Annotated in this window: 26 protein-coding genes and 1 pseudogene; 11 read left to right on the top strand and 16 right to left on the bottom strand. The window is 70.8% G+C overall.

Annotation, left to right across the window (positions count from 1 at the left end):
- Positions 1-68: 68 nt before the first annotated feature.
- From OG542_RS22015 to OG542_RS22000, 4 genes are all read left to right on the top strand, one after another.
- The gene (locus tag OG542_RS22015) at positions 69-680 is read left to right on the top strand and encodes a dihydrofolate reductase family protein (RefSeq protein ID WP_328413199.1); all 612 of its coding nucleotides are present in this window, start codon (positions 69-71) and stop codon (positions 678-680) included.
- Between the two features lie 54 nt (positions 681-734).
- Positions 735-1,559 carry a class I SAM-dependent methyltransferase gene (locus OG542_RS22010; RefSeq protein ID WP_328413197.1) on the top strand — a complete coding sequence of 275 codons (825 nt, stop codon included), beginning with the start codon at positions 735-737 and terminating at the stop codon, positions 1,557-1,559.
- A 252-nt stretch (positions 1,560-1,811) separates the two neighbouring features.
- Positions 1,812-2,900, top strand: coding sequence for a C40 family peptidase (locus tag OG542_RS22005; protein WP_328413195.1), 1,089 nt, complete (start codon positions 1,812-1,814; stop codon positions 2,898-2,900).
- 279 nt (positions 2,901-3,179) lie between these two features.
- A complete protein-coding gene (locus tag OG542_RS22000) occupies positions 3,180-4,529 on the top strand; it encodes a PP2C family protein-serine/threonine phosphatase (RefSeq protein WP_311126414.1) in 1,350 nt (449 codons plus the stop codon).
- Positions 4,530-4,604: 75 nt separating this feature from the next.
- Here the strand turns inward: OG542_RS22000 and OG542_RS21995 are convergent, their stop codons facing one another.
- The 6 genes from OG542_RS21995 to OG542_RS21970 form a co-directional block, all read right to left on the bottom strand.
- Complete coding sequence (locus tag OG542_RS21995) at positions 4,605-4,937, bottom strand: DUF2516 family protein (protein ID WP_184599452.1); 333 nt, start codon at positions 4,935-4,937, stop codon at positions 4,605-4,607.
- A gap of 125 nt (positions 4,938-5,062) precedes the next feature.
- Complete coding sequence (locus OG542_RS21990; RefSeq protein ID WP_328413193.1) at positions 5,063-5,737, bottom strand: hypothetical protein; 675 nt, start codon at positions 5,735-5,737, stop codon at positions 5,063-5,065.
- Between the two features lie 89 nt (positions 5,738-5,826).
- Positions 5,827-6,537 (bottom strand): helix-turn-helix domain-containing protein, encoded by a 711-nt coding sequence (locus OG542_RS21985; protein WP_328413191.1) that lies wholly within the window; start codon positions 6,535-6,537, stop codon positions 5,827-5,829.
- Between the two features lie 156 nt (positions 6,538-6,693).
- Positions 6,694-7,998 (bottom strand): replication-associated recombination protein A, encoded by a 1,305-nt coding sequence (locus OG542_RS21980; protein ID WP_328413189.1) that lies wholly within the window; start codon positions 7,996-7,998, stop codon positions 6,694-6,696.
- 101 nt (positions 7,999-8,099) lie between these two features.
- Positions 8,100-8,468, bottom strand: a complete 369-nt coding sequence (locus OG542_RS21975) for an MmcQ/YjbR family DNA-binding protein (protein ID WP_328413185.1) — start codon at positions 8,466-8,468, stop codon at positions 8,100-8,102.
- Positions 8,465-8,860, bottom strand: a complete 396-nt coding sequence (locus tag OG542_RS21970; RefSeq protein ID WP_328413182.1) for an MmcQ/YjbR family DNA-binding protein — start codon at positions 8,858-8,860, stop codon at positions 8,465-8,467. The genes OG542_RS21975 and OG542_RS21970 overlap by 4 nt, the downstream gene beginning before the upstream one ends.
- An 88-nt stretch (positions 8,861-8,948) precedes the next feature.
- On the opposite strand from OG542_RS21970, the gene OG542_RS21965 reads away from it, so the two are divergent.
- The gene (locus OG542_RS21965) at positions 8,949-9,887 is read left to right on the top strand and encodes a helix-turn-helix domain-containing protein (RefSeq protein WP_328413180.1); all 939 of its coding nucleotides are present in this window, start codon (positions 8,949-8,951) and stop codon (positions 9,885-9,887) included.
- A gap of 10 nt (positions 9,888-9,897) precedes the next feature.
- Here the strand turns inward: OG542_RS21965 and OG542_RS21960 are convergent, their stop codons facing one another.
- From OG542_RS21960 to OG542_RS21950, 3 genes are all read right to left on the bottom strand, one after another.
- Positions 9,898-10,044 (bottom strand): hypothetical protein, encoded by a 147-nt coding sequence (locus OG542_RS21960; RefSeq protein WP_328413179.1) that lies wholly within the window; start codon positions 10,042-10,044, stop codon positions 9,898-9,900.
- Between the two features lie 75 nt (positions 10,045-10,119).
- Positions 10,120-10,245 (bottom strand): hypothetical protein, encoded by a 126-nt coding sequence (locus OG542_RS21955; protein ID WP_328413177.1) that lies wholly within the window; start codon positions 10,243-10,245, stop codon positions 10,120-10,122.
- 154 nt (positions 10,246-10,399) lie between these two features.
- The gene (locus OG542_RS21950) at positions 10,400-11,386 is read right to left on the bottom strand and encodes an aldo/keto reductase (RefSeq protein WP_328413175.1); all 987 of its coding nucleotides are present in this window, start codon (positions 11,384-11,386) and stop codon (positions 10,400-10,402) included.
- Between the two features lie 98 nt (positions 11,387-11,484).
- Here OG542_RS21950 and OG542_RS21945 point away from each other — a divergent pair, with 98 nt between their 5' ends.
- Positions 11,485-11,724 (top strand): hypothetical protein, encoded by a 240-nt coding sequence (locus OG542_RS21945; RefSeq protein ID WP_328413173.1) that lies wholly within the window; start codon positions 11,485-11,487, stop codon positions 11,722-11,724.
- Between the two features lie 48 nt (positions 11,725-11,772).
- Here OG542_RS21945 and OG542_RS21940 read toward each other — a convergent pair whose 3' ends face one another.
- From OG542_RS21940 to OG542_RS21925, 4 genes are all read right to left on the bottom strand, one after another.
- Positions 11,773-12,381: a TetR family transcriptional regulator gene (locus OG542_RS21940; protein WP_328413171.1), complete on the bottom strand. Its 609-nt coding sequence runs from the start codon at positions 12,379-12,381 to the stop codon at positions 11,773-11,775.
- Positions 12,382-12,608: 227 nt separating this feature from the next.
- Positions 12,609-13,448 carry an alpha/beta hydrolase fold domain-containing protein gene (locus OG542_RS21935; RefSeq protein WP_328413169.1) on the bottom strand — a complete coding sequence of 280 codons (840 nt, stop codon included), beginning with the start codon at positions 13,446-13,448 and terminating at the stop codon, positions 12,609-12,611.
- A gap of 213 nt (positions 13,449-13,661) precedes the next feature.
- Positions 13,662-14,720, bottom strand: coding sequence for an alcohol dehydrogenase catalytic domain-containing protein (locus OG542_RS21930; RefSeq protein ID WP_328413167.1), 1,059 nt, complete (start codon positions 14,718-14,720; stop codon positions 13,662-13,664).
- 41 nt (positions 14,721-14,761) lie between these two features.
- Positions 14,762-16,198: a carboxylesterase family protein gene (locus tag OG542_RS21925; protein ID WP_328413165.1), complete on the bottom strand. Its 1,437-nt coding sequence runs from the start codon at positions 16,196-16,198 to the stop codon at positions 14,762-14,764.
- A gap of 722 nt (positions 16,199-16,920) precedes the next feature.
- Here OG542_RS21925 and OG542_RS21920 point away from each other — a divergent pair.
- Positions 16,921-17,409 (top strand): annotated as a pseudogene (locus tag OG542_RS21920) (imine reductase family protein); the annotation flags it as partial.
- 138 nt (positions 17,410-17,547) lie between these two features.
- Here the strand turns inward: OG542_RS21920 and OG542_RS21915 are convergent.
- Both OG542_RS21915 and OG542_RS21910 read right to left on the bottom strand, forming a co-directional pair.
- Entirely contained in the window at positions 17,548-18,111 is a 564-nt protein-coding gene (locus OG542_RS21915) for a DUF6817 domain-containing protein (protein WP_328413163.1), read from the bottom strand.
- A gap of 96 nt (positions 18,112-18,207) precedes the next feature.
- Positions 18,208-18,618 carry a VOC family protein gene (locus OG542_RS21910; protein WP_328413161.1) on the bottom strand — a complete coding sequence of 137 codons (411 nt, stop codon included), beginning with the start codon at positions 18,616-18,618 and terminating at the stop codon, positions 18,208-18,210.
- A gap of 107 nt (positions 18,619-18,725) precedes the next feature.
- On the opposite strand from OG542_RS21910, the gene OG542_RS21905 reads away from it, so the two are divergent.
- A complete protein-coding gene (locus OG542_RS21905) occupies positions 18,726-19,475 on the top strand; it encodes a hypothetical protein (protein WP_311126422.1) in 750 nt (249 codons plus the stop codon).
- Positions 19,476-19,486: 11 nt separating this feature from the next.
- On the opposite strand, the gene OG542_RS21900 is transcribed toward OG542_RS21905, so the two are convergent.
- Positions 19,487-20,134 (bottom strand): class I SAM-dependent DNA methyltransferase, encoded by a 648-nt coding sequence (locus OG542_RS21900; RefSeq protein ID WP_328413158.1) that lies wholly within the window; start codon positions 20,132-20,134, stop codon positions 19,487-19,489.
- A 110-nt stretch (positions 20,135-20,244) separates the two neighbouring features.
- Here OG542_RS21900 and OG542_RS21895 point away from each other — a divergent pair, with 110 nt between their 5' ends.
- The 3 genes from OG542_RS21895 (at position 20,245) to OG542_RS21885 (ending at position 22,624) form a co-directional block, all read left to right on the top strand.
- Complete coding sequence (locus tag OG542_RS21895; protein WP_328413156.1) at positions 20,245-20,781, top strand: DUF2269 family protein; 537 nt, start codon at positions 20,245-20,247, stop codon at positions 20,779-20,781.
- A 69-nt stretch (positions 20,782-20,850) separates the two neighbouring features.
- Complete coding sequence (locus tag OG542_RS21890; RefSeq protein WP_328413154.1) at positions 20,851-21,438, top strand: TetR/AcrR family transcriptional regulator; 588 nt, start codon at positions 20,851-20,853, stop codon at positions 21,436-21,438.
- Between the two features lie 4 nt (positions 21,439-21,442).
- Positions 21,443-22,624, top strand: a complete 1,182-nt coding sequence (locus OG542_RS21885) for a GDSL-type esterase/lipase family protein (RefSeq protein ID WP_328413152.1) — start codon at positions 21,443-21,445, stop codon at positions 22,622-22,624.
- The last annotated feature ends 28 nt before the right edge of the window (positions 22,625-22,652 follow it).

Below are 22,652 nucleotides of genomic sequence, written 5' to 3'. Positions count from 1 at the left end.
CATATTCGGGACCGATGAGTTTCCGCGTCCCGGGGCGTCTGACTCACTGAGGAGAGGAGAGGGTCACGATGAAGCTCGTGGTGCAGGAGTTCCTGACGCTCGACGGTGTCTCCCAGGGGCCGGGCGCCCCGGACGAGGACACCAGCGACGGTTTCGAGCGGGGCGGCTGGTTCGTGCCGCATCTGGACGAGGAGTTCGAGCGGCTGGCCGGTACCTGGCTCGGTGAGGCGGACGCGCTGCTGTTCGGCCGCCGTACCTACCAGAACTTCGCCCGGGACTGGCCTGCGATGACCGACCATCCCGCCGCCGCCGTACTGAACGGCCTGCCGAAGTACGTCGCCTCCCACAGCCTGACCACGGCCGGCTGGAACCCGACCACGATCCTGTCCGGCGACGTCCCCGCCCAGGTGGCGGAGCTGAAGCGGCTGCCCGGCCGGGAGATCCAAATCCACGGCAGCGCCCGGCTCGCGCAGTCCCTGCTGGCCGCCGGGCTGGTCGACACACTGCGGCTCGCGATCGCCCCGGTCGTGGTGGGCCAGGGCCGTCGCCTCTTCCCGGACGGCGGGGCACCGGCCGGGCTGCGGCTCACCGACCACCGGACGACGCCGGGCGGGCTGTCGGTGCATGTCTTCGAGTCGACGGGTGTTCCCGAGTTCGGGACGTACGGGGGCGGCGCGTAGGCCCTCGGTACACGGCGGAAGGTGATCATCGGCACCCCGCATACCCTCGTACGCATGACATCCCGCGCAGCGACCCGCCCCCGCGTCGTGGGAACGGTGACGCGCGGGACGACCAACCCCAACCGCCTGCGCCGTATGGACCGCTGGATCGCGGCCACGCACGGCGCGGAGCTGCGCCGTGCCGCCGACCCCGTGACGGTCGACCTCGGGTACGGCGCCGCCCCATGGACGGCCGTCGAGCTGCTGCACCGTCTGCGGACGGTCGCGCCACGGGCGCGCGTGGTGGGCGTCGAGATCGAGCCTGCCCGGGTCGCGGCGGCGCTGCCGTACGAGCGGGCGGGGCTCGTCTTCCGGCACGGCGGCTTCGAGATCCCGGTCCCGCAGCGGCCCCTGCTCGTCCGGGCGGCGAACGTGCTGCGGCAGTACGAGGAGGGGGAGGTAGCGGCCGTGTGGGAGCGGCTGTGCGGGCGGCTCGCACCGGCCGACCCGGCAACCGGCAGGCGCGGTGGACTGCTGGTCGAGGGGACCTGCGACGAGATCGGGCGGCGGCACGTGTGGGTCGCGCTCGGTCCGGAGGGGCCGCGCACGGTCACCTTCGCGACCCGTCTCGGCTCCCTGGAGCGCCCCTCGGACCTGGCGGAACGCCTGCCGAAGGCGCTCATCCACCGCAACGTCCCGGGCGAGCCGGTGCACGCCTTCCTGCGCGACTTCGACCGCGCCTGGGCGGCCGCCGCGCCCTATGCCTCCTACGGCGCCCGCCAGCGGTGGATCCGGGCGGTACGGGACCTGACGGCGGACTGGCCGGTGGCGGACGGGCCGGTGCGGTGGCGGCAGGGCGAAGTGACGGTGCGGTGGGATGCGTTGGCCCCTCGGGGCTGATCCCACCGGCACGCCCCGTCGGCATGGACCGGCGTGAACCGGCGTGGACCGGCGTGGACCGGCGTGGACGGGAACGGGGCGCTGGGAACGATCTCTTTGAGTCGTTCGTCACACAGGCGGGGAGATCGTCATGCCGGGGGCATACCGGTGAGGGGGCGGCGGGAAGCACTACCTCTGTCGCTTTGGGCGCCGGCATGGCAGCATCCAGACGAGCCGGATGTTACTGACGGTTAATCAGTTGGGGGCTGAGGTATGGGAACGGGCAAGCGTGGCCTGATCGCGACGGCGGTGACCGTGGTCTGCGCGATCACCGTGCTGGCGGCACCGGGCACGGCGTTCGCCGCTCCGAGCCCCTCCCCCACTCCGAGCGCGAGCCCAACGCCCGGGCCCAGCAAGGACCTCGAGGCCGTCCGCAAGAAGCTCGACAAGCTCTACCGCGCCGCGGGCCGTGCCACCGACGAGTACAACGCCGCCGAGGAGAAGGCGGACAAGCAGTCCGCAGAGGTCGTCGAACTGGCCAAGAAGATCGTCAAGGGCAAGGAGAGGCTGGCGAAGCTGAAGGACCGCGCCGGCGCCTCGGCCGCCGCGCAGTACCGCGGGGGCGGGCTGCCGCCCGAGGCCCATCTGACGCTCAGCGACGACCCGCAGGAGTTCCTCGACGGAGCGGTCCGGGTCCGTCAGGGCCAGCACGCGGCCAAGGGCCTGCTCGGCGAACTGGCCCGCACGCAGGAGGACCTGGAGCAGTACGCCAAGGACGCCTCCGCTCAGTGGAAGAAGCTGGAGGCGGGCCGCAAGGCCAAGGCCGCCGCGCAGAAGAAGATCGAGAAGCAGATCAAGCAGGCGGAGAAGGTCGAGTCCGAGCTGCGGAAGGACGAGCAGGAGCGCCTCGCCGAGCTGGAGAAGGACGCCGCGGCCAGGGCGCAGTCCGCCTGGCTCGGCTCCGGGGTCCTCGACGAGATCAGCGGCAAGGCGTCCGAGCAGGGCAAGAAGGCCGTCGAGTACGCCACGGCCCAGATCGGCAAGCAGTACCAGTGGGGCGCCGAGGGCCCGAAGACCTACGACTGCTCCGGGCTGACCTCACAGGCCTGGATATCCGCCGGCCGCGGCATACCGCGCACCTCGCAGGAGCAGTGGAAGCAGCTGCGGCACATCGACGTCCAGGACATGCGGCCCGGCGACCTCATCATCTACTTCGACGACGCCAGCCATGTCGCGATGTACATCGGCGACGGGGCGATGGTGCACGCCCCGCGGCCCGGGCGGGCGATCACCGTCGCGGGAGCGGGATCCATGCCTATCCTCGGGGTGGTACGGCCGGACCCCGGCACCGACGCGGGGTGAACATATCGGTCATCGGGCACCTTTGGTGACCCGGGCCACGTGACCCACCGCACGCCGGGCCCCTGCGAAACGCGGCGCTGACGTGACGTTCGTCATCTCCGCAGCATCTCCGGCCTGTCCAACTGCGGTACATATCGCGGCATATGACACTGGCCGGTGGCGCAGCGGCATGGCTCACACCATTCCAATGCGGCGCCGACACCCGCTATGGTCCCCGTCGGTGGGTCGAGGTCCCTCGCCCCCGCCATGCCCTCGGGGGGAGGGAAGGAACCCAAGACGATGCCCGTACCCATACCGCGGCAGAGAGCGATCCCGGCCGTGGAGAGTGGTCAGGCGCAGGCCGCGTCCCCGTGCGGCGGCTCCGCCGAGGACTCCGTCACGGACGCCTCGGCCGTGGCCCCGCGCACGCCGGACACCGCCGGGAACATTACGGACAAGGTGGAGAACAACACCGCTCACACCAATCTGACGCTGCTGCTGATCGAGGACGACCCGGCCGGTTCGCCGATCGTGCCGGACATGCTCGACCAGGCAGGCAAGCCGATCCGCGTCCGCACGGCCCGCAATCTGACCGAGGCCGGGCGGCTGCTGACCGACGACGTCCACTGCATCCTGCTGGACCTCGCGCTGCCGGCGCCGGGCCACAGCGACGCCGAGGACGAGCTCGCCGTGCTCAAGCACGTGCTGGAGCTCGCGCCCCGGCATGCCGTCCTGGCGCTGACCGCGTCGGGCGACGCCGAGCGCGGCGCGGAGGCGGTGCGCGTGGGCGCCCAGGACTACCTGTTCCGCGACGAGCTGGACGGCCGGCTGCTGAGCCGCGCGATCCGCTACGCGGTGGAGCGCAAGCGTTCCGAGTCGGCCGAGCGCCGGCTCGCCGAGGGCCGCCTGCGGGCCCAGGAGAACCGTCGCCTGGAGCGCGGTCTGCTGCCGACCCCGCTGCTGGAGGGCTCTCCGCTGCGGTTCGCCGCCCGCTACCGCCCGGGCCGCTCGCGCGCCCTGCTCGGTGGTGACTTCTACGACGTCGTCCGCACGCCGGACGGCACCGTGCACGCGATGATCGGTGACGTGTGCGGCCACGGCCCGGACGAGGCCGCCCTCGGGGTGGAGCTGCGGATCGCGTGGCGCGCGCTGACGCTGGCGGGCCTGTGCGGCGACCAGCTGCTGGGCACGCTCCAGCAGGTGCTGGAGCACGAGCGGGCCGACGACGAGATCTTCGCGACGCTGTGCACGGTGGACATCGCGCCGGACGGCCGCCGCGCCGGCCTGTGCCTGGCGGGCCACCCCTCGCCGCTGCTGGCCGGCCCGGGCAAACCGGCCCGCCTGCTGCCGTACGACAACAACGGACCGGCCCTCGGGCTGCTGCCGGGTGCCCGCTGGCCGCGTATGCAGGTGGAGCTGGGGGCCGAGTGGAGCCTGATGCTCTACACCGACGGCCTGATCGAGGGCTACATCGGCCAGGGCCGGGAGCGGCTCGGCCAGGACGGCATGACCGAGATGATCCGCCGCCAGTTCGCCGAGGGGCTGCGGGGCGAGCGGCTGCTGCGCGCGGCGGTGAACGAGGTGCGCGAACTCAACGGTGGCGAGCTGACGGACGACGTGGCGGTACTGCTGCTGGACCGGGTGCCGTAGCCCCGGCTCCGGTGCTGCCGGGGGCTTACGGGGGCGCTGCCGGGAGGGCTTACGGGGGGGCGCTGCCGGGAGGGCTTACCGGCCGCCGTTCCAGGGGCCGTACGGACCGTCGCTGCTGGAGCCGCGCCGGCTGCGGCCGCCGCCCGGGAGCGCGCGGATGGCCGGCCGTACGTCGACCATGTACACGATCGTCGCGATGAGGCCGATGATCGGCAGGAACGACAGGATCGGGAAGAGCAGGTTCACCACGAAGGCGATCCCGAGGATGATCATCCAGAAGGGCTTGGTCTTCTTGTCGGCCGCGCGGTACGCGTCCTCCCGCCGCACGGCGGCGTCGAACAACGCGAAGCCGCTGAAAATGATCAGGGCCATGCTCAGAAGCCACATAAACCCTGCGAAGCCCTGCATCAGCACAACGTCCACCACCAGACTCGGCTCGTCCCTACGCGGTCACCGTACCCGTACAACGGGCCGGGCACCCCCAGGGTGCCCGGCCCGCGTGGGCTGCCGTCCTTGGTCCGACGGCTGCCGTCCTACTTGGCCGGCGGGGTGGTCTTCTTGGCCGTGGTGGTCTTGCGCGCCGGAGCCTTCCTGGCGGCGGGCGCCTTCTTCGCCGGGGCGGTCTGGGCCTTGGTGCCGGCGGGCTTCGCCGGCTCCTCCTTGACCTCGACCGGCTGGGGCTTCGGCTCGACGGCCACGGCCAGCTCCTCGACGCCCTCGGCGACGTCCTCGATGCCCTCGGCGGCCTCGCCGCGCCAGGTGCGCACGGCCTGCTCGCCGTGCTCGGCGACCTTCTCGTAGGTCTCCCGGGCCTTGACGGCGTACTCGGCGGCCACGCCGACCCCGCGCAGCGCGAAGTCCTGGGCGTTCTCGCCGAACTTCTTCAGGTCCGAGTCGATCGTGCTACCGATCTTCTTGATGTCGACGTCGATGGAGCCGATGAACTCCGTGACCTTGGTCTGCAGGGTCTCCTGCGTCTCCTTGACGCGGGCGGAGGCCTCCTTGGCCCGGGCGGACGCCTTCTCCTGGACGGCCTTGGTGTCGGTGTTGCGTACGGCGTCGATCCGCGCCGGAGCCTCGGCCCGCAGCTGCTCCACCAGGGCCGGCACCTTCTTGGCCTGCTGGAGGGCGAGGTCGGCGGTGCCTGCGGCGAAGTAGAGCGGAGTCGGGTCGCTGAGGGTCTTGCGCAGGTCGTCGGTGATGGCCATGGTGAGGGTCCTCCCGGATTCTGTCTCGCTTGAGGGTTCGGCTGAGGGTGGTGTGATCCGCAGCGGAGCGGCCGGTGCCCTGGTCCGGCTCAGCCGGCCGTCTGCTGCGGGTCGGTGTCACTGCCGCCGGTGGCCTTGCGGGTGCGGCGGGCGGCGGGCGTACCGTCGGCGTTCTTGCGGGTGCGGCGAGCGGCGGACGTACCGCCGGTCTCCTTGCGGGTGCGGCGGGGCGCGGGCGCACCACCGGACTCGTTGCGGCTGCGGCGGGTGGCCGACGCACCGCCGCCTTTCTCGTGGGTACGGTCCTCGACGGGCCGGCCGCCGTCGACCGTGCGGGTCCGTCCGCGTATCTCGGTGCCGCCGTCCGGGGCGTCCCCGTCCGCATCCGCCGCGCCTTCACCGACCACGACCTCGACGACAGCGGCGCCGTCGTCGGAGCCGTCACCGGTCCCGAACCCGTTCTCCTTGCGGAAGGACTCGTAGATCTGCAGCAGCACCTGCTTCTGCCGCTCGTTCAGCGTCGGGTCCGCGAGGATGACGGCACGCGTCTCCACCTCGTCCCGGTCCCGCTCGGCGTCGAGAATGCCGGCGCGGACGTACAGCGTCTCGGCGGAGATCCGCAGGGCCTTGGCGACCTGCTGCAGCACCTCCGCGCTCGGCTTGCGCAGCCCGCGCTCGATCTGGCTCAGATACGGATTGGACACCCCGGCGGCATCGGCGAGCTGCCGCAGCGACAGCTGCGCGTTGCGCCGCTGCTCGCGCAGGTAGTCACCGAGATTGCCGACGTTGAGCGATGCCATGCCTCCACAGTGCCGCACCCCGCTAACTATTGCAAGCACCCGCTTGCAAAAGTGCGCCACGCCACCCGACCGCCCTGGTGAGGCTGAGCACGGTAGTTGTCGTCTGAGCACGACATCTGTCGTGTCCAGGCTCTGTCCGCTGCCCACCCATCCACGTCAGCCGCTGCGCCGGCGAGCGCGCAAGCCGGCCCAGTGGCGCAAGCGCTCGGATATCTGGGCTTCGTAGCCGTTGCGGGTGGGTTGGTAGTACGTCTCGTGGTCCATGGCGTCGGGGAAGTAGTCGGCGCCGGAGAAGCCGTCGGGGGTGTCGGGGTCGTACTGGTAGTCCTTGCCGTAGCCGAGGTCCTTCATCAGCCGGGTCGGCGCGTTGAGGATGTGGGCGGGCGGCATGAGGGACCCAGTGCGGCGGGCGGCACGGTGCGCGGCGTTGAACCCGCGGTAGACGGCGATGGACTTGGGGGCGGTGGCGAGGTAGACGACGGCCTGGGCGATCGCCAACTCGCCTTCGGGGGAGCCGAGTCGCTCGTACACGTCCCAAGCGGCGAGGGCCTGCTGGAGGGCGTGCGGGTCGGCGATGCCGATGTCCTCGCTCGCGAAGCGGGCCAGGCGGCGGGCCACGAACAGGGGATCCTCGCCGCCGTCGAGCATGCGGGCGAGCCAGTACAGGGCGGCGTCCGGGTCGGAGCCGCGCATCGACTTGTGGAGCGCGGAGATCAGGTTGTAGTGGCCCTCTTGCGCCTTGTCGTACAGCGGAGCGCGCTGCTGGATGTGGTGGGCGAGCGCGGCGGTGTCCAGGGGAGTGCCGGGGTCCGGGAGGGCCTGGAGCTGTTCGGCCATGTTGAGGAGGTAGCGGCCATCGCCGTCGGCCATGGCGATCAGGGCGCGGCGGGCGTCGCCGTCCAGGGGCAGCCGGTGGCCGGTGAGGTCCTCGGCACGGTCGAGGAGTGTGGACAGGGCGGCTTCGTCGAGGCGTTTGAGGACGAGGACCTGGGTGCGGGAGAGCAGGGCGCCGTTGAGTTCGAAGCTGGGGTTCTCCGTGGTGGCGCCGATCAGGGTGACCGTGCCGTCCTCGACGTAGGGCAGGAAGCTGTCCTGTTGGGCGCGGTTGAAGCGGTGGATCTCGTCGGCGAACAGCAGGGTGCCCTGGCCGATGGTGCGTCGGCTGCGGGCGGCGGCGAAGACCTTGCGCAGGTCGGCGACGCCGGAGAAGGTGGCCGACACCGGTTCGAAGGCCAGGTTGCCGGCGTCCGCGAGGAGGCGGGCGATGGTCGTTTTCCCGACGCCGGGCGGGCCCCACAGGATGGCGGAGCTGAGACGCTGTTGGGCGACCATGCGGCCCAGCGGGGCGTCCGGGGCCAGGAGGTGGTCCTGTCCGACGACCTCTTCCAGCTGGTTGGGGCGCTGGCGGTCGGCGAGTGGCCGGGTGGGCCCCTCGTCGAAGAGCGGCAGGGTCGGTTCCATCGGACTCTCGGATCGCGGGCGGAGGTGTGCGGGCGTGGCGAGCCTCGCACGGGGCACTGACCCCTGTGGGGCTCAGCCGCCCGCGGGCGCGCCTGCAGTGCTCATCGGGCAGGAGGGCGGTCGCGCCCGGGCAGCTGCTCGACAACCAGGTCGTAGGAGTCCTCGACCGCGTCGGTGACCAGTTGCTCGGTGATGCCGGGGCCCGGTCCGAGCGAGATCCAGTGCCGTTTGTCGAGATAGCGGCCCGGTGTGATCGACGCGTGGGCGTGTACGTGCGCGCGGGCGTGGTCGGGTTCGCACTTGACCGTGATGATCTGCTCGTCCGGGTCGTCGGTGACGATCAGGAACACCTTGCCCGCGACCTTGTACACGTCCAGTGCAGGGGTGAAGGGGTATCCGTGGCTGACGCCGGGCAAGGCCAGGGCCGTCTGGCGGGCGGTGTCCTGGAGCCGGTCACCGGCCGCGCTCACGAGGCCGCCCGCGTGTGGCTGTCGTAGGTGTGCGGGTCGACGGGCCGCTCGGCTTTTGGCAGGTGAGCGACGACGAGCCGGTAGGAGTCGGTGACGAGTTCCTTGATCAGCTTCTTGTCGATGCCTTCCCCGGCCTCCAGCGTGATCCAGTGCTTCTTGTTCATGTAGTAGCCGGGGGTGATGTGGCTGTTCTGCGCCTGCAGGGTCTGTGCGTCTCCAGGGTCCGCCTTGAGGATCACGACGGGGCGTCCGGGGACCTCGGTCATCAGGATGAACACCTTGCCGCGTACCTTGAAGACCTCCCAGTCGTCGCCGAAGGGGTGCTCCAGCTGGGCTCCGGGAAGCTTCTCGGCGCAGTCGGCGGCGGTCTTGTGGAGGGTGGCTCCGTTCATGGGGCGTTGCCTTCCTCAGGGGGTGGTCGCGGTGGCACATTCCATCCTTCCCTCGAAGCCGACAAAAAGGGCAGTAGGCTGCGGACACGTGATGGTCGACAAGCGACGCCCCAGGCCGAGCGGCCAGGCTGGTCAGGATGGACCGGCCGAGGTTCGGCTGTACGGTTTCCAGCCCCCGGTCGGCACTCCGTACGGGCTTGAGGTGAGCACCGTCGAGGACTTCTTCGCCGAGCACGACGACTGGCCGTGGAACCCGCCCCGTCCGGGACGTGCCACCTTCCACTACCTGATCGCCGTCACCGAGGGCGAGTTGCGGCACGACGTCGACCACCTCACGCGGACCGTCGGCCCCGGCCAGTGGCTGTGGGTGCGTCCCGGACACACGCAGTGCTGGCATCCGCCCGGCGCCGCCCGTGGCACCTTCATCCTGTTCGAACCGGATGTACTGCGGCCCGACATCGCCCGCCTGCTGGCCCCGCTCACCGCACACGAGGCTCCTGCCGTGCTGAGCCCGCACCCCGACGACGCCGTATGGCTCCAGCAGACGGCACTCCAGCTTCTGGACGAACACCGCGCCCTGGGGCGCCGACCCCTCGATGTCCACCACGCCCTGCGGCGCAGCCTGCTCGAATCGCTGCTGCTGCGCCTCGCCAACGCCCCCGGGATTATTTCCGCCGACACGAGTGCCGGCACAAGCCGTGGTGACACTTACGGACGGTTCGCGGACGCCCTGGAGCTGCACTTCCGCGAACTGCACCGGGCCGCGGACTACGCAGACTTGCTCGGCTGCTCGGTCCGCACCCTCAGCCGCGCCGCCCGGGAAGCCACCGGCAAGGGAGTGCGTGAGCTCATCGACGAGCGGCGCCTGCTCGAAGCCCGCCGCCTGCTGGGAAACGCCCGATGGGATGCCCGGTCCGTGGCCGCACACCTCGGCTTCACCGACCCCGCGAACTTCGGCCGCTTCTTCCGCGACCGCACCGGCCTCACCCCGGCCGCCTTCGCGGCCCGGGATGCAACACGCAGGTAGCTGTGCCGTGTCAGCGCGTGATCTGACGGAAGGGCGTGTAGGTGGTGGTGATGGAGTAGGTGTCGCGGAACTTCTCGCCGAGCTCGCCCAGGATGACGAGTTCGATCATCTCGGTGGAGGCGGCGAAGTCAGCCTGGCCCTCGGCGGTCAGCGCCATGTGCTTCCAGACGGCTTCCTCGTTCTCGTAGAGCTCGCGCTGGAAGTAGCTGCCGTCACTGCCCCGGGAGATCTCTTAGGCCAGGATGTACGGCTCCTGCTCCTGGGTCACCGGCAGGATCTTGTCCAGACATGCCTGGTACTGCTCCTCCATACCGGACTTGACGCGGTAGTGGAAAAGGTTCTCGATCTGGGTGCTCATGGTGTTCTCCGTAGAGGATGGGCGTGTGTTCGGCGGAAGGTCGGGGCGGTTCGGAGCTCAGCCGGTGGTGAAAGCATCCGGCTGGGCTCCGGGTAGCGGCAGCTCGCTGAACCCTTGGGGAGGATCTCCTTGATCCGCTCCAGGTCGCTGACGGTCAGACCCAGTTGGGGGCATGCTCTTCGGCGTAGCGGGCGCCGAAGCCACCGTTCGGGAGGATCTCGTGGATCGCAGCGAGATCGGCCTCGGTGAGGGCGACGTCGGCGGCGCGGGCGTTCTCTTCCATGCGGGCGGCGCTGCGGGTGCCCGGAATCGGGACGATCTGGTCGCCCTGGGCGAGCAGCCAGGCCAGGGCGAGCTGGGAGACGGTGATGCCCTTGGCCGTGGCCAGCTTGCCGAGCCGGTCCACGGCTTCGACGTTCTTCTCGAAGTTGCCGGGCTGCCAGCGCGGGTCGGAGTTGCGCATGTCGGTGGCGTCGTACTGTCCCGCGGGCTTCGCGTTACCGGTGATGAAGCCGCGGCCGAGGGGCGAATAGGGAACAAAGCCGATGCCGAGGTCCTGGAGGAGCGGGAAGAGCTGCTCGATCTCGCGCTCGAAGAGCGAGTACTCGGTCTGCAGGACCGAGACCGGCTGCACGGCGTGCGCCTTGCGGATGGTCTCCGGGCCCGCTTCGCTCAGGCCGAAGTACTTCACCTTGCCCGCGTCGATCAGTTCCTTGACGGTGCCGGCGACGTCCTCGATCGGCACGTCCGGGTCGACCCGGTGCTGGTAGAAGACGTCGATCTGGTCGACGCCCAGGTAGCGCAGGCTGTTGTCGGCGACCTTGCGGATGTTGTCGGGGCGGCTGTTGAGGGCGCCGAATCCCTGGGACAGGTCGGACAGGTCGAAGCCGAACTTGGTGGCCAGGACCACCTCGTCGCGGAAGTCCTTGACCGCCTTGCCGACCAAAATCTCGTTGGAGCCGGTGCCGAAGCCGTAGAGCTCGGCGGTGTCGAAGAAGGTGACGCCCAGGTCGTGGGCGCGGCGGATGGCGGCGATACCCGCGTCCTCGTCCCCGGGGCCGTAGGCCATGGTCAGGCCCATCGAGCCGTAGCCGATGGCCGAGGCGGTCAGGCCCTGAGTGCCGAGTGTCCTGTGCTGCATGAGGATCTCCCGTCGTCCAACCAAACAGTTCGGTTTGAAGCTTACGGCGGCCATGCGCCATCGTCAAACCGAACGGTTTGGTCGGATGGTTCGCAAGCATGAGCCCCTCAACCCGCGCAGACTCGATCCGTGACCGCATCATGAGCGCCGCCAAGGCGGAATTCGCCCTGCGCGGGATCGCCGGGGCGTGGATGGACCGGATCGCCATGGCTGCTGATCGTCGAGGAAGCATGGAAAAGCCGGGGACGGCAAGCTGCCGCTCATCGTCTTCCTGGGTGCAGCTGCGCTGCGCCGCAGTCACCCTCGGTGGTGGCACCTCGCTCGCGGGTCTGCTGTAGCAGTGCTGAAGCGCGATGCGAATTTTTCGGAGTCCGGCGGTCCGAGGATCAGCGTGAGCGGGGGAACAGGCGCTCGACGGCGGTGACCAGGGCCGCGCGGCGTGCGCCGACGGAGGTGTCCGCGGCCAGCTTGGCCGCGGCGGCGCCGATCTCCGGCTGACCTGCCCAGGTGGTGGCGATCTGGTTGATCAGGGCGAGCACGTCGACCGGATCCCAGGCGGGATCGATCAGGCCGGCGCGCTGCGCGTCGCGGAGCTGTTCGACCTTGCCGGTGATGGTGGTCAGCATGGGGTCGACCCTGTCGCTGTCGGCGAGTTCGAGGCGGCCCCAGGTGAGGAGCCGATAGTGGTCCGGGTGAGCCGTGAAGTGGTCGAAGAGGATGCCGGCGTAGCCGGGCAGGTCCGCCGGGTCCATGCGGGTGGCCTCGATGAGCGCGGCCGTTTCGTGCCCGGCGATGTGGTGGTAGAGGGCCTCTTTGCTGCTGAAGTAGGCGTAGACCCGTTCCTTGCTGGTCCGCGCCTGCTTGGCGAGGCGGTCCACTCGAGCACCTGCGATGCCGTACCGGGCGAACTCGTCCTTCGCCGCGGCAAGGATCCGCTGCCGGGTGTCGGCGGTCGAGGAGTTCGAGGTCTTACGGGAGACGGCGGAGCGAGGCATAGGAAACACGATAGACGACCAAACTGTTCGGTTTGCCAGCCTTGCAGTCAGATCTTCCCTCCGGGGGCGTGCGATCCGGAACGCGGAACGGCCACGAACCCGGCGCGGACGGCCTGTGCGGACCGGTTCTGCGGCGGGTTCGTGGCGATGGCGGGCGGCCCGTGTGTCAGCGGCTCACGCTGCGGAAGGCCCTGAAGTCGACGCCTCCACGGCCATGGTCACCCTGCTCACGAGTCGAGAGCCCGCCGGATGAACTCCTCGCGGGTCGCGTTGGAAGCGCGCGAGACAGCCGCATCACCCGCCGCCATGTCGGACCCGTGGAAGGCCCCGCCCCACATGTGCAGATCGACGCTCACGCCCGCCTCGGACAGGCGGCCCGCGTAGAGCAGGGCCTCGTCGCGGAACCCCTCCGCCGAGCCGGTGTCGATGTAGGTGCGCGGCAGTCGGCCGAGGTCCTCGGCGCGGGCCGGCGCGGCGTACTGCGACACGTCCGGGCCGCCGCGCCGCGCGCCCAGTACGGCGGTCCACGCGTACAGGTTGCTGTAGCGGTCCCATACGCCGTCGCTGTCCACCATGCGGCTGCTGTGCGTCTCGAAGCGGTCATCGAGCATGGGGCAGAGCAGCACCTGGTGGCTGAGCTTGGGAAAGGCGCGGTCGCGGGCGAGCAGCGCGGCCCCTGCCGCGAGGCCGCCGCCGCCACTGATTCCGGTGATCATGAGCCGCTCGGGGTCGATCCCGAACTCGGCGGCGTTCTTCGCCGTCCACACCAGCCCCGCGTAGCAGTCCTCGACCGGAGCGGGATCGGGGTGCTCCGGCGCCAGCCGGTACTCGACCGAAACGACGACCGCACTCCCGTCGATCACATGGGGGAGGAGACGGGTCACGTGGTCCCGGCGCCCCCCCATGACCATCCCGCCGCCGTGGATGTGGACGATGCCGCCCTTGGGCCCTCGGTCCTCGACGGGGCTGAGAATCAGCACAGTGATGTCCGGCGCGCCGTCCGGCCCGGGTACCTGGCGCTCCTCCACCCGCACCCTGCCGCCGGCTGTCAGATCCTCCGGTTCCATCCCGGCGATCCCCTCTCGGATCGTTGCAGGATCTCGTACGTCAGGGGCGGAACAGCGGCGCCCCGCGCCTCCTCGACGGGTGCGAGCTCCGGGTCCAACGGGGGCCGGGTGGTCAAGGCGCCGAGAGAGTCTGCTGCTGTCCGGCCTGTCATCTGTTCTCTCCTTCGGAAACGGCGGGGAGCGGCGGCGACGCTCACTGCCGGGTTGCGGTCCTCACCGCGCACGATGTGCGGATTCGAGGTCCGGCTCGAAGTCCACGACCACGACGACGTGTTTGCCCGGCGTGGTGCCGGACTCGAGACCGGCCTGGGCGTCAGGGACCTGTTCCAGGCCGCGGTAGACCTTCGCGACCGGGACGTTGAGGCGTCCTTCGGCGATGGCCTGGAGCTGGTGGGCGAAGACGTCGGCCGGGAGGTCGCCGGCCTGACCGCCGTAGGAGGTCAGGCGTACCCCGAAGGGGATCATGAACGGGGTGAAGTCGGGGATGGACCACTGGCCTGCCAGGGCTCCGGTGAAGCAGACGGTGCCGTGGCGGCGGACGGTGCGCAGGGTGTCGGGGAGGGCCGAGCAGCCGACCAGTTCCAGTGCGGCGTCGACGCCGTCCGGCACCAGATCGCGGACTTGGTCGGCGAGGGTGCCGTCGTCGACCAGGGGATGGTCGACGCCCGCCGCCCGCAGGTCCCCGGCCCGGCCGGGGCTGCGGGTGGTGGACAGCACGGTGGCTCCCAGCTCCTTGGCGATCGTGGCCGCGCTCAGCCCGACCGTGGAGGTGCCGCCGCGGATCAGCAGTGTCTGCCCGGCCTTGAGGTCCAGGCCGGTGGTCAGCGATCCGTAGGCGGTCTGGAACATCTCCGGCAGCGCACCGACGACCTCCCACGGCAGGCCGGTCTCGAACGGGATGACCTGCCCGGCGGGGACGGTCACGTACTGGGCGTACGCGCCGTCGTACGAGCGGCCCATGCCGCCCATCATGGTCGCCACCTGCTGACCCGGGCACAGCCCGCTGTCCTCGTCAGCCTCGTCGATGACGCCGACGCCCTCGATGCCGGGCACACGAGGGTAGGTGACCTCGGCGTCCGACTCTCCCTTGCGGGTGGTGACCTCGGACTCGTTGACGCCGAACGCCTTCACCTTGATTCGCACCCAGCCGGGCTTGCGTACCGGGACGGGTACTTCCTTGATCTCCAGGGCGTCCAGGCCGCCGGGGTGGGTGATGACGACGGCCCGCATCGTCGCGGGTGCGGAGTCGCCAGCTGCTGTCGGTTGGCTCATGTCGAGTTCCTTGCTCTGTGTTCCATATCGCCCGCCGACCATCAGGGCCGGTCGATGCCCTCCCACAGAGCGAGGGCCTGCTCGTAGTGGGCGGTGGCCTCGAAGGGAGGGTTGCCGACGCTTTGCGAGGTGGGCCGGTCCGTGACGGCCGGCCATAGGCGGGACTGCTCGCCGGTGGCGAAGTCGAGCACGACGTCGCGGATATGCGTGTCACGCTCGGCCTGTTCCGCGCTGCGGCCCGGCTGCTCCTGACCGACCAGGGCGTACATCTCGGTGCCGTGCACGGCGGGCGCGCCCTCTGCGGGCCCGATCAGAAGGAGATGGGCGTTGCCGCCGCCGGCGGTGTGCGCCAGGGCGCCACGGGCCGCGGGAAGTCCGAAGATGTAGTCCGTCAGGAGCGCGGCGCGGACCTCGGCGGGAGTGCGGCCGCCACGGTCGTAACCATCGACGATCTGCTTGGCCCGGGAGCGGGGAATCCGCCATCCCGCGACCTCGTCGACGATGCGGTCGACGGCGCCCGGGTCGAACCGGTCGAGGTCGTTCGCCACCCACCAGCCCATGTCGTCACTGGCCATGCTCAGCAGCACGTCGACATCACGATGTGCGCCGGAGGCGAGGGCGTCCATGGGGTGGGTGTCCAGCACCGCGCCCGGCTGCCCGATGTCCAGGACGACACCGAGGCTCTTGCTGTCGATCCCGCCCCGGACACCGAGGTCCGTCGGGGTGACCTTGCGCAGGGCGGCCACCAGGGAGGCCGTGTCGAGGTCGAGGAGCTTCTCCGGGTTGTCCGCGACACCGAGTTCGGTGACGAACAGATGTGCGAGCTCCTCGGCCCACCAGGCCGGCTGGAGACGCGTGGGCCCGGCGGAGAACCCGGCCAGCCGCCGGTACAGGCCGTTGGCGGAGGAGGCACCAAGGAGACCGAAGGTGGAGTAGGCGCCGCCGCTGTGGCCGTAGACGGTGACGTTGTCGGGGTCGCCGCCGAAGTGGGCGATGTTCCGCTGGATCCAGGTCAGCGCGGCGATGTCGTCCTGCAGGCAGAGGTTGCTGGCCTCGGCGAGTCGCCCGCCGTACTGCGACAGCGAGACCGCGCCCAGCGCACCGAGCCGGTAGTTGACCGACACGCTCACCACGCGCCCCGTCGCCGCGAGACCGGAGGCGTTCGACGTGATCTGCGTGTTCGCGCCGAACTCGAATCCGCCGCCGTGGATGTACACGGTCACCGGCAGCGCCTCGCCGGCCGGCTGCTCGGGGGCCCACACGTTCAGATTCAGGCAGTCCTCGCCTGTCCCGCTGTCCGCCTCCAGCCAGTCACCGGTATCGGGCTGGGGGGAGGCGACGCCCTTACGGTCATAGGGGAGGTCCGGATCGAAGTCCGCGACCACGGGACTGCGGTACCGCTCGGCGGTGGCGTACGGAATTCCCCACCAGGACCGCACCCCTGGTGCGGTCGGGGCCTTGGGTGCGGTGGCGGTCATGACATGTCCTTCCGGCGCGGTGCGGATGCCTCGCGCGGTGTATCGGCAACTGGTCGCTCCTGGTGACGCCCTCCCATCGTTCCCCGGGATCCGACAAACGCCCGCCGGGCAGCGGTCACGTGGTGGTCACTTGGTGACAGTTAGCCCGCTCCTCTTCCTCGTCGTCTGCGGACCCCTGCTGCCCACGCGTTGCCCCTCCCCCGATGCGGCCCTTCCGGGTAGCCGGACCGCGCCTGCCTCGCCGGACCGTCGCCGTCCCGTGCGGGCTAGGTGGCGTCCCTGTCTACGACGCCCGTGACCTGCGTAGGCCCGGCCCGTCGTCCGGGACGGCATTTCTCAGCGGCGGGGAGATCCGGCCCGAGCGACGCAAGTAGACGCTGAGCGCGCGATCTTCATCGCGCAGCCGCCGGATGAGCGGAGCCATGTGCTCACGCGCTCCATGCGGGTCCGAGGCTGCGAGCAGTTGCGACGCGATGTCCATGACCGCGCCCGCGGCCAGGGAGTCTTGCGGCGGCGCGGTGTAGGGCTTGGAGGTCTTCCTTTTGCCGCCGGTGTTCAGCAAGGGCTGGGCCCGCGCGGCGCGGGAGGCGTGCTCCGTCGAGCGCGGCGGACAGGGTCGGAGTGCTGGCGTACGGGCGGGCCTCTGGCCAGGTCCGGAAGATCACGGGGACCACCGCTCGCAGGTCGGCGAAGTAGTGCGCGACGGGGACCGGCGCCCCCGAACTCCGGCCGCCGTGTTCCTCCACAGCGGCCCGGGGGATCTCTACCGTGAGCACCGGCCCGTCCTGGACACACTGGGCGGGACCGACACCCACCTCGGCGAGGAGATCGGCCGGGCGGCGGCGTACGACATCGCGCTGCTCGACATCTTCTGGACCGCGATGGCGGGCTACGTGCACGCCCTGGCGGTGGCGCGGGCCGAAGGCATCGCCGCGCGGGAACTCGCACCGTTCGCCAAGGGCATCGGCGACATCCTCCCGCCGATCTTCGAAGAGGCCGCGAAGGAGGCCGGCAGCGGCAGCTACTCCGGTGAGGGCAACCCGATCACCTCGGCCGTGTCCTCCATGGCGCACATCGTCCACACCTCGGAAGCGCATGGCATTGACGCGGGAGTGATGCGCGCGGCCGAGGGCATGGCCCGCCGGGCCGTCGGACGGGGACACGGCGCCGACGGGTTCATACGGATCGCCGAACTCCTGGGCCGACGCTGAGGGATCTGCATCACCACAGGGGGTCTCAGGTCGGCCGGGAGCTCTCGCTTCGGGCCGGGCATTCTCCCGGCCCTCCAGCGGACCGGCGGCCTGGGCATGGTCCCGGGCCACCGGCGGACCGGTTCCCCTTCGCTCCACTCAGTCCTGCTCAGCCGCGGCGAGCACCGTGCGGCAGCCCGACCAAGCGAGCTCGCTCAGCAGCGGCCGGAAGCGGGTGAACAGGGCGAGGAGTTCGGCTCCCCACTTCTCGCGGAAGGCGGAGTCGACGCGGGCGAGGTCGAGTTCGTTGGCGACGGACAGCTCGGCGAAGTCTCGTCGCAGGGGCGCCTCCGGAGTGTGGAGGCGGCCGGTGAACCGGTTCCGGAAGGCCCCGTCGGCATCAGCGAGCGTCGGATAGGTGGTCTGCCGGTCGCAAGACGCGTAGAGATACACGATGGCCTCAGCCTCGGCACCGATCACCTCTGCGAGTTCGGTGCGGCTGGACGGAGACAGTAATGCGGTGGGGAAGCCGTCGGTGCCGTAGAAAGCGTGGCACAGGCCCGCGAGCTGGAGGGCGGGGCGGGCGCCCCATTCGGCGAGTTGTCCCTGGACACGCTGGAGATGGGCGACGAGCGTGCCGCCCGGATGGGCGATGTCCGCGGCACCGAGCTCGCGCAGCAGGGCGATGGCCTGGTCGGCGGCGGCAGGAGGAGAAGCAGGCACAGGGCGTGTCCTTCCGTCGTTCTAGGTCGTCACTGACCATCGTGAGCCCCTCGGGCCGAGTCACCGATCTCTTCCGCGTGATCTGGCCGCGCCACATCAAGCCACGGACTGTCCAGGCACAGGACTTTCGTCGGAGACGGACAACCCCCCGACAATGCAGAAGGGATGCCCGGCCGGATCCGTGAGGACCCGCCATCTGTCCTCCTGCGGCTGATCTGGTTTACCGGCCCCCAGTTCCAGTAGCCGGGCCTCGGCCTCATCGACGTCCACGACCCTGAAACAGCAGTGCAGTTGCTGCGGAACGACCTGGCCGGGCCAGCTCGGGGCTCGATAGCCGTCGACCCGTTGAAACCCGATGTTGAACCCGCCCTCACCGTCCAGCGCGGCGAACTCGGCGTCCGACTCGGGATGGAGCTCAAGTCCGGTGGCTTCCTGGTAGAACGCCGCAAGGGCGAGCGGATCTGGGCAGTCCAGGGTGATCGCGCTCAACTTCATCAGCGGGGTCATGGCGCCTCCGGGCCGATCGACGGGGTCTCTCGCAGTGCTCACCCTAGAAGCGGCCCGTCGCTAAATCGTTCGACGAGTCGGCTCGGGCGCGGTCATGATCCGCACTCGTGACGACTTCGCAGCAGTTCCTGGTCCGGGCCGCCGCCCGGAACAACGCCGAGTGGTGCGCGGCGATGTGCCGGGCGCACGGGGTGACGGGCGAGTTCGGGGCCGAGGCCTGGGCCGCGACGGTGCGGACGCCGCTCTACTACCCCGACGCCGTGACGCTGGAGCCGGACGCCGACAGGGACGCGCTCGTGGCGCGGATCGACACGGCCTCGCCAGGCGCCTCGGTCAAGGACAGCTTCGCCGACCTGGAGCTGGCGGAGGCCGGCTTCCGGGTGCTGTTCGAGGCGCGGTGGATCCACCGTCCGGCGGGGGCACCCGCATCCGCCACCGAGCAGGGTCCGCCGGAACTCGTGTGGGAGGTGGCGCACGACGCGCACACACTGCGCGCCTGGGCCCTGGCCTGGGACGACGGGGCCGGCGACGCGGACCTGTTCCGGCCCGGGCTGCTCGCCGACCCGGACACCTTCGTGATCCTGGGGCGGTCCGCCGCCGACACCGACGACGACGCCGACGGCCGAGTGGTCGCCGGAGCCGTGGCTAGCCGCAGCGAGCACGTCGTCGGCGTCTCCAACGTCTTCGCGCGGGACGGCGGCCCCGACGCGGCCTGGCCGGTCGTCCTGCACGCGCTCGCCCGCCTCTTCCCCACCCTGCCCGTCGTCGGATACGAGCAGGGTGACGATCTGGCGGTCGCCCTCCGGTACGGCTTCGAGCCGCTCGGCCCGTTGCGGGTGTGGACACACCACGGCTGACCGGCCCGCGGCTACTGCGGCTTGTACGCCAGGAAGGTGCCCGCCTGCCGCTTCGCCCCGCCCTCCGGTTCCTGCACCACTCGTGTCGTGACCACCAGCCCCGCCTGCTGGAGCAGTTCCGCGATCCGGTCCGGCGGCAGCAGATGCGACTCGTAGGACACCGGATGGTCACCGTACGCGCGCGTCGGGTGCAGGTGTTCGCCGTTGCCCACATGGCCGGCCAGCATCAGCCGGCCGCCGGGCGCGAGGGTGCGGTGGAACTCGGCGAACACGGTCGGCAGCCACTGCGGCGGGGTGTGGTGGGTGGTGTAGTACGCCAGGATGCCGCCGAGTTCGCCGCCGCCGATCTCCAGCGCGGTCATCGAGCCGACGGTGAAACGGAGTTCCGGATACGCCGCCCGGGCCAGCTCGACCATCCTCGGTGACACGTCTACGCCGAGCACCCGCACTCCCAGGGCGGCCAGGTGTGCCGTCACCTTGCCGGGACCGCAGCCCAGGTCGGCGACCGGTCCAAGAGGCCGCGCCAGTTCGGCGAAGGCGGCCAGCATCGCGCGGGACACCGGGTCCAACTCGGCGGGTTCCTTGACGAGTCGGGCGTAGTCGGCGGCGACGGTGTCGTAGGACTCCCGGACCGCGGTGAGGTGGGAGGGCTCGGTCATGACACGAAAGTAGGCGACGGCACTGACATGCCCCGTACGCCGACGCCAGTACACCGGGTTACTCCCGCTGTAAGACGCCCCCACCGCCGCCGCCCGGCACCGTGTTCCGTGTGAAACCGAACCCGTCACAGAAACTCAGCCGTCCCGCCCGCCGGGCCGTGCTGGTCGTGCACGTCATCGCCTCCGCGAGCTGGCTCGGGCTCACGCTCGGGCTGCTCGCGCTCGGGACCACCGCGGCCACCACCGGGGCCGCCGTGACCGTGGAGGCGTCCGTCCGGGCCATGCGGCTCTTCGCCGACTGGCTGCTGCTCCCCGTCGCGTTCCTCACGCTCCTCAGCGGTCTGGTGCTGTCGCTGGGGACGCCGTGGGGTCTGGCGCGGCACCGGTGGGTCTGCACGAAGTTCTGGCTGACCCTCGCCACGACCACCGCCACGGTGTTCGCCCTGCGCCCCGGGGTGAACTCCGCGGTCGCCGCCGTCGCCGCGGGGGGTCCGCTGCCCGATGCCGGGGACGTCCTGTTCGGGCCGGTCGTCTCGCTGACCGCCTATGTCTTCATGACGGTGATCTCCGTGCTGAAGCCCTGTGGCCTGACCAGGCGGGGCAGGAGGCTGCGGGCACCAGCCCGACGCACCCTCCAGGACGCCTAAGACCGAATCCAACTTGCCTAAGATCCTTAGGCAGATGCACAATCCCTTCAGGCAGAAGGGAGGGGCCGTATGGCACGCGTGGGACTCACGCCGGAGCGTCTGACCGAGGCAGGCGCGGAACTCGCCGACGAGGTCGGTTTCGACGAGGTGACCGTCTCGGCGCTCGCCCGGCGGTTCGACGTCAAGGTCGCGAGCCTGTACTCGCACGTGAAGAACTCCCAGGACCTCCGGACCAGGATCGCCCTGCTCGCGCTGACGGAACTCGCCGACCGGGCCGCCGACGCCCTGGCCGGGCGGGCCGGCAAGGACGCCTTGGCGGCCCTGGCCAACGTCTACCGCGACTACGCCCGGGAACACCCCGGCCGCTGGGCCGCGGCCCAGTTGCGGCTCGACCCTCAGACGGCGGCCGCGAGCGCGGGCGTCCGGCACTCGCAGATGACCCGGGCGCTGCTGCGCGGCTACGACCTGGCGGAACCGGACCAGACTCACGCGGTACGGCTGCTGGGCAGCGTCTTCCACGGGTACGTCAGCCTGGAGCTGGGCGGCGGGTTCAGCCACAGCGCCCCCGGCACCGACGTCACGTGGGCACGGATCATCGACGCCCTCGACACGCTGCTGCGCAACTGGCCCGCGCCCCCTACGGATCTCCGAGGCTGACACCATGCACACCGAGCACGACTGGATCACCACCCCGCTCACGGCGGACCTGCTGCGCGGCGCCCTCGACCTGGAGCGCACGGAGCACGGCCTGCTCCCGCACCGGCTGCCCGCCCGGGCCCGCGCCCAGAACACCAACCCCCAGCTCGCCATGGCCGAGGCCCAGCCCTCCGGCGTGCGGCTGGTCCTCCGTACCGCCGCGACGGCCGTCGAACTCGACACGCTGCGCACCAAGCGCGACTACGTCGGCGTCCCGTCCCGCCCGGACGGCCTGTACGACCTGCTCGTCGACGGCCGCCCGGCCGGCCAGGCCTCCGGGACCGGCGGCAACGTCCTCACGATCGACATGGCCACCTGGGACGGCGAGGTCACGCCGGGCCCGGTCGGGACCGTCCGCTTCACCGGCCTGCCCGCGGGTGAGAAGGACGTCGAGATCTGGCTGCCGCACAACGAGACCACCGAGCTCGTCGCCCTGCGCACCGACGCACCGGTCGAGCCCGTGCCGGACCGGGGCCGCAGGGTGTGGCTGCATCACGGCAGTTCGATCAGCCACGGCTCCGACGCCGCGAGCCCCACGGCCATCTGGCCCGCGATCGCCGCGTCCCTGGGCGGTGTGGAACTGGTCAACCTCGGTTTCGGCGGCAGCGCGATGCTCGACCCGTTCACCGCGCGTGCCATGCGGGACACCCCGGCCGACCTGATCAGCGTCAAGATGGGCATCAACATCGTCAATGGGGACGTGATGCGGCTGCGCGCATTCGGCCCGGCCGTGCACGGCTTCCTCGACACGATCCGCGACGGGCACCCCGACACCCCGCTGCTGGTCGTCTCCCCCATCCACTGCGCGATCCACGAGGACACCCCCGGTCCCACCGCCCCGGACCTCAGCGAGATCAGCAAGGGCCGGCTGCTGTTCGCCGCCATGGGCGACCCGGCGGAGAAGGCCACCGGGAAGCTCACGCTCGGCGTCATCCGGGAGGAACTGGCCCGCATCGTGCGGCAACGCGCGGCCGACGACCCGAACCTCCACTACCTCGACGGCCTCGACCTCTACGGCGAGTCCGACGCCGCCGGGCTCCCCCTCCCCGACCACGTCCACCCGGACGCCGCGACCCACCGCCACATCGGCGAACGCTTCGGCGCACTGGCCTTCACCGAGAAAGGCCCCTTCGCGGCGCGGGGCTGACTGCCGGACGAACGGCGGCTGCGCAGGT

Origin of the sequence: Streptomyces violaceus (assembly GCF_036014075.1) — a bacterium.
Taxonomy (GTDB): Bacteria; Actinomycetota; Actinomycetes; order Streptomycetales; family Streptomycetaceae; genus Streptomyces; species Streptomyces violaceus.
This window is presented reverse-complemented; position numbering and strand designations above follow the sequence as displayed.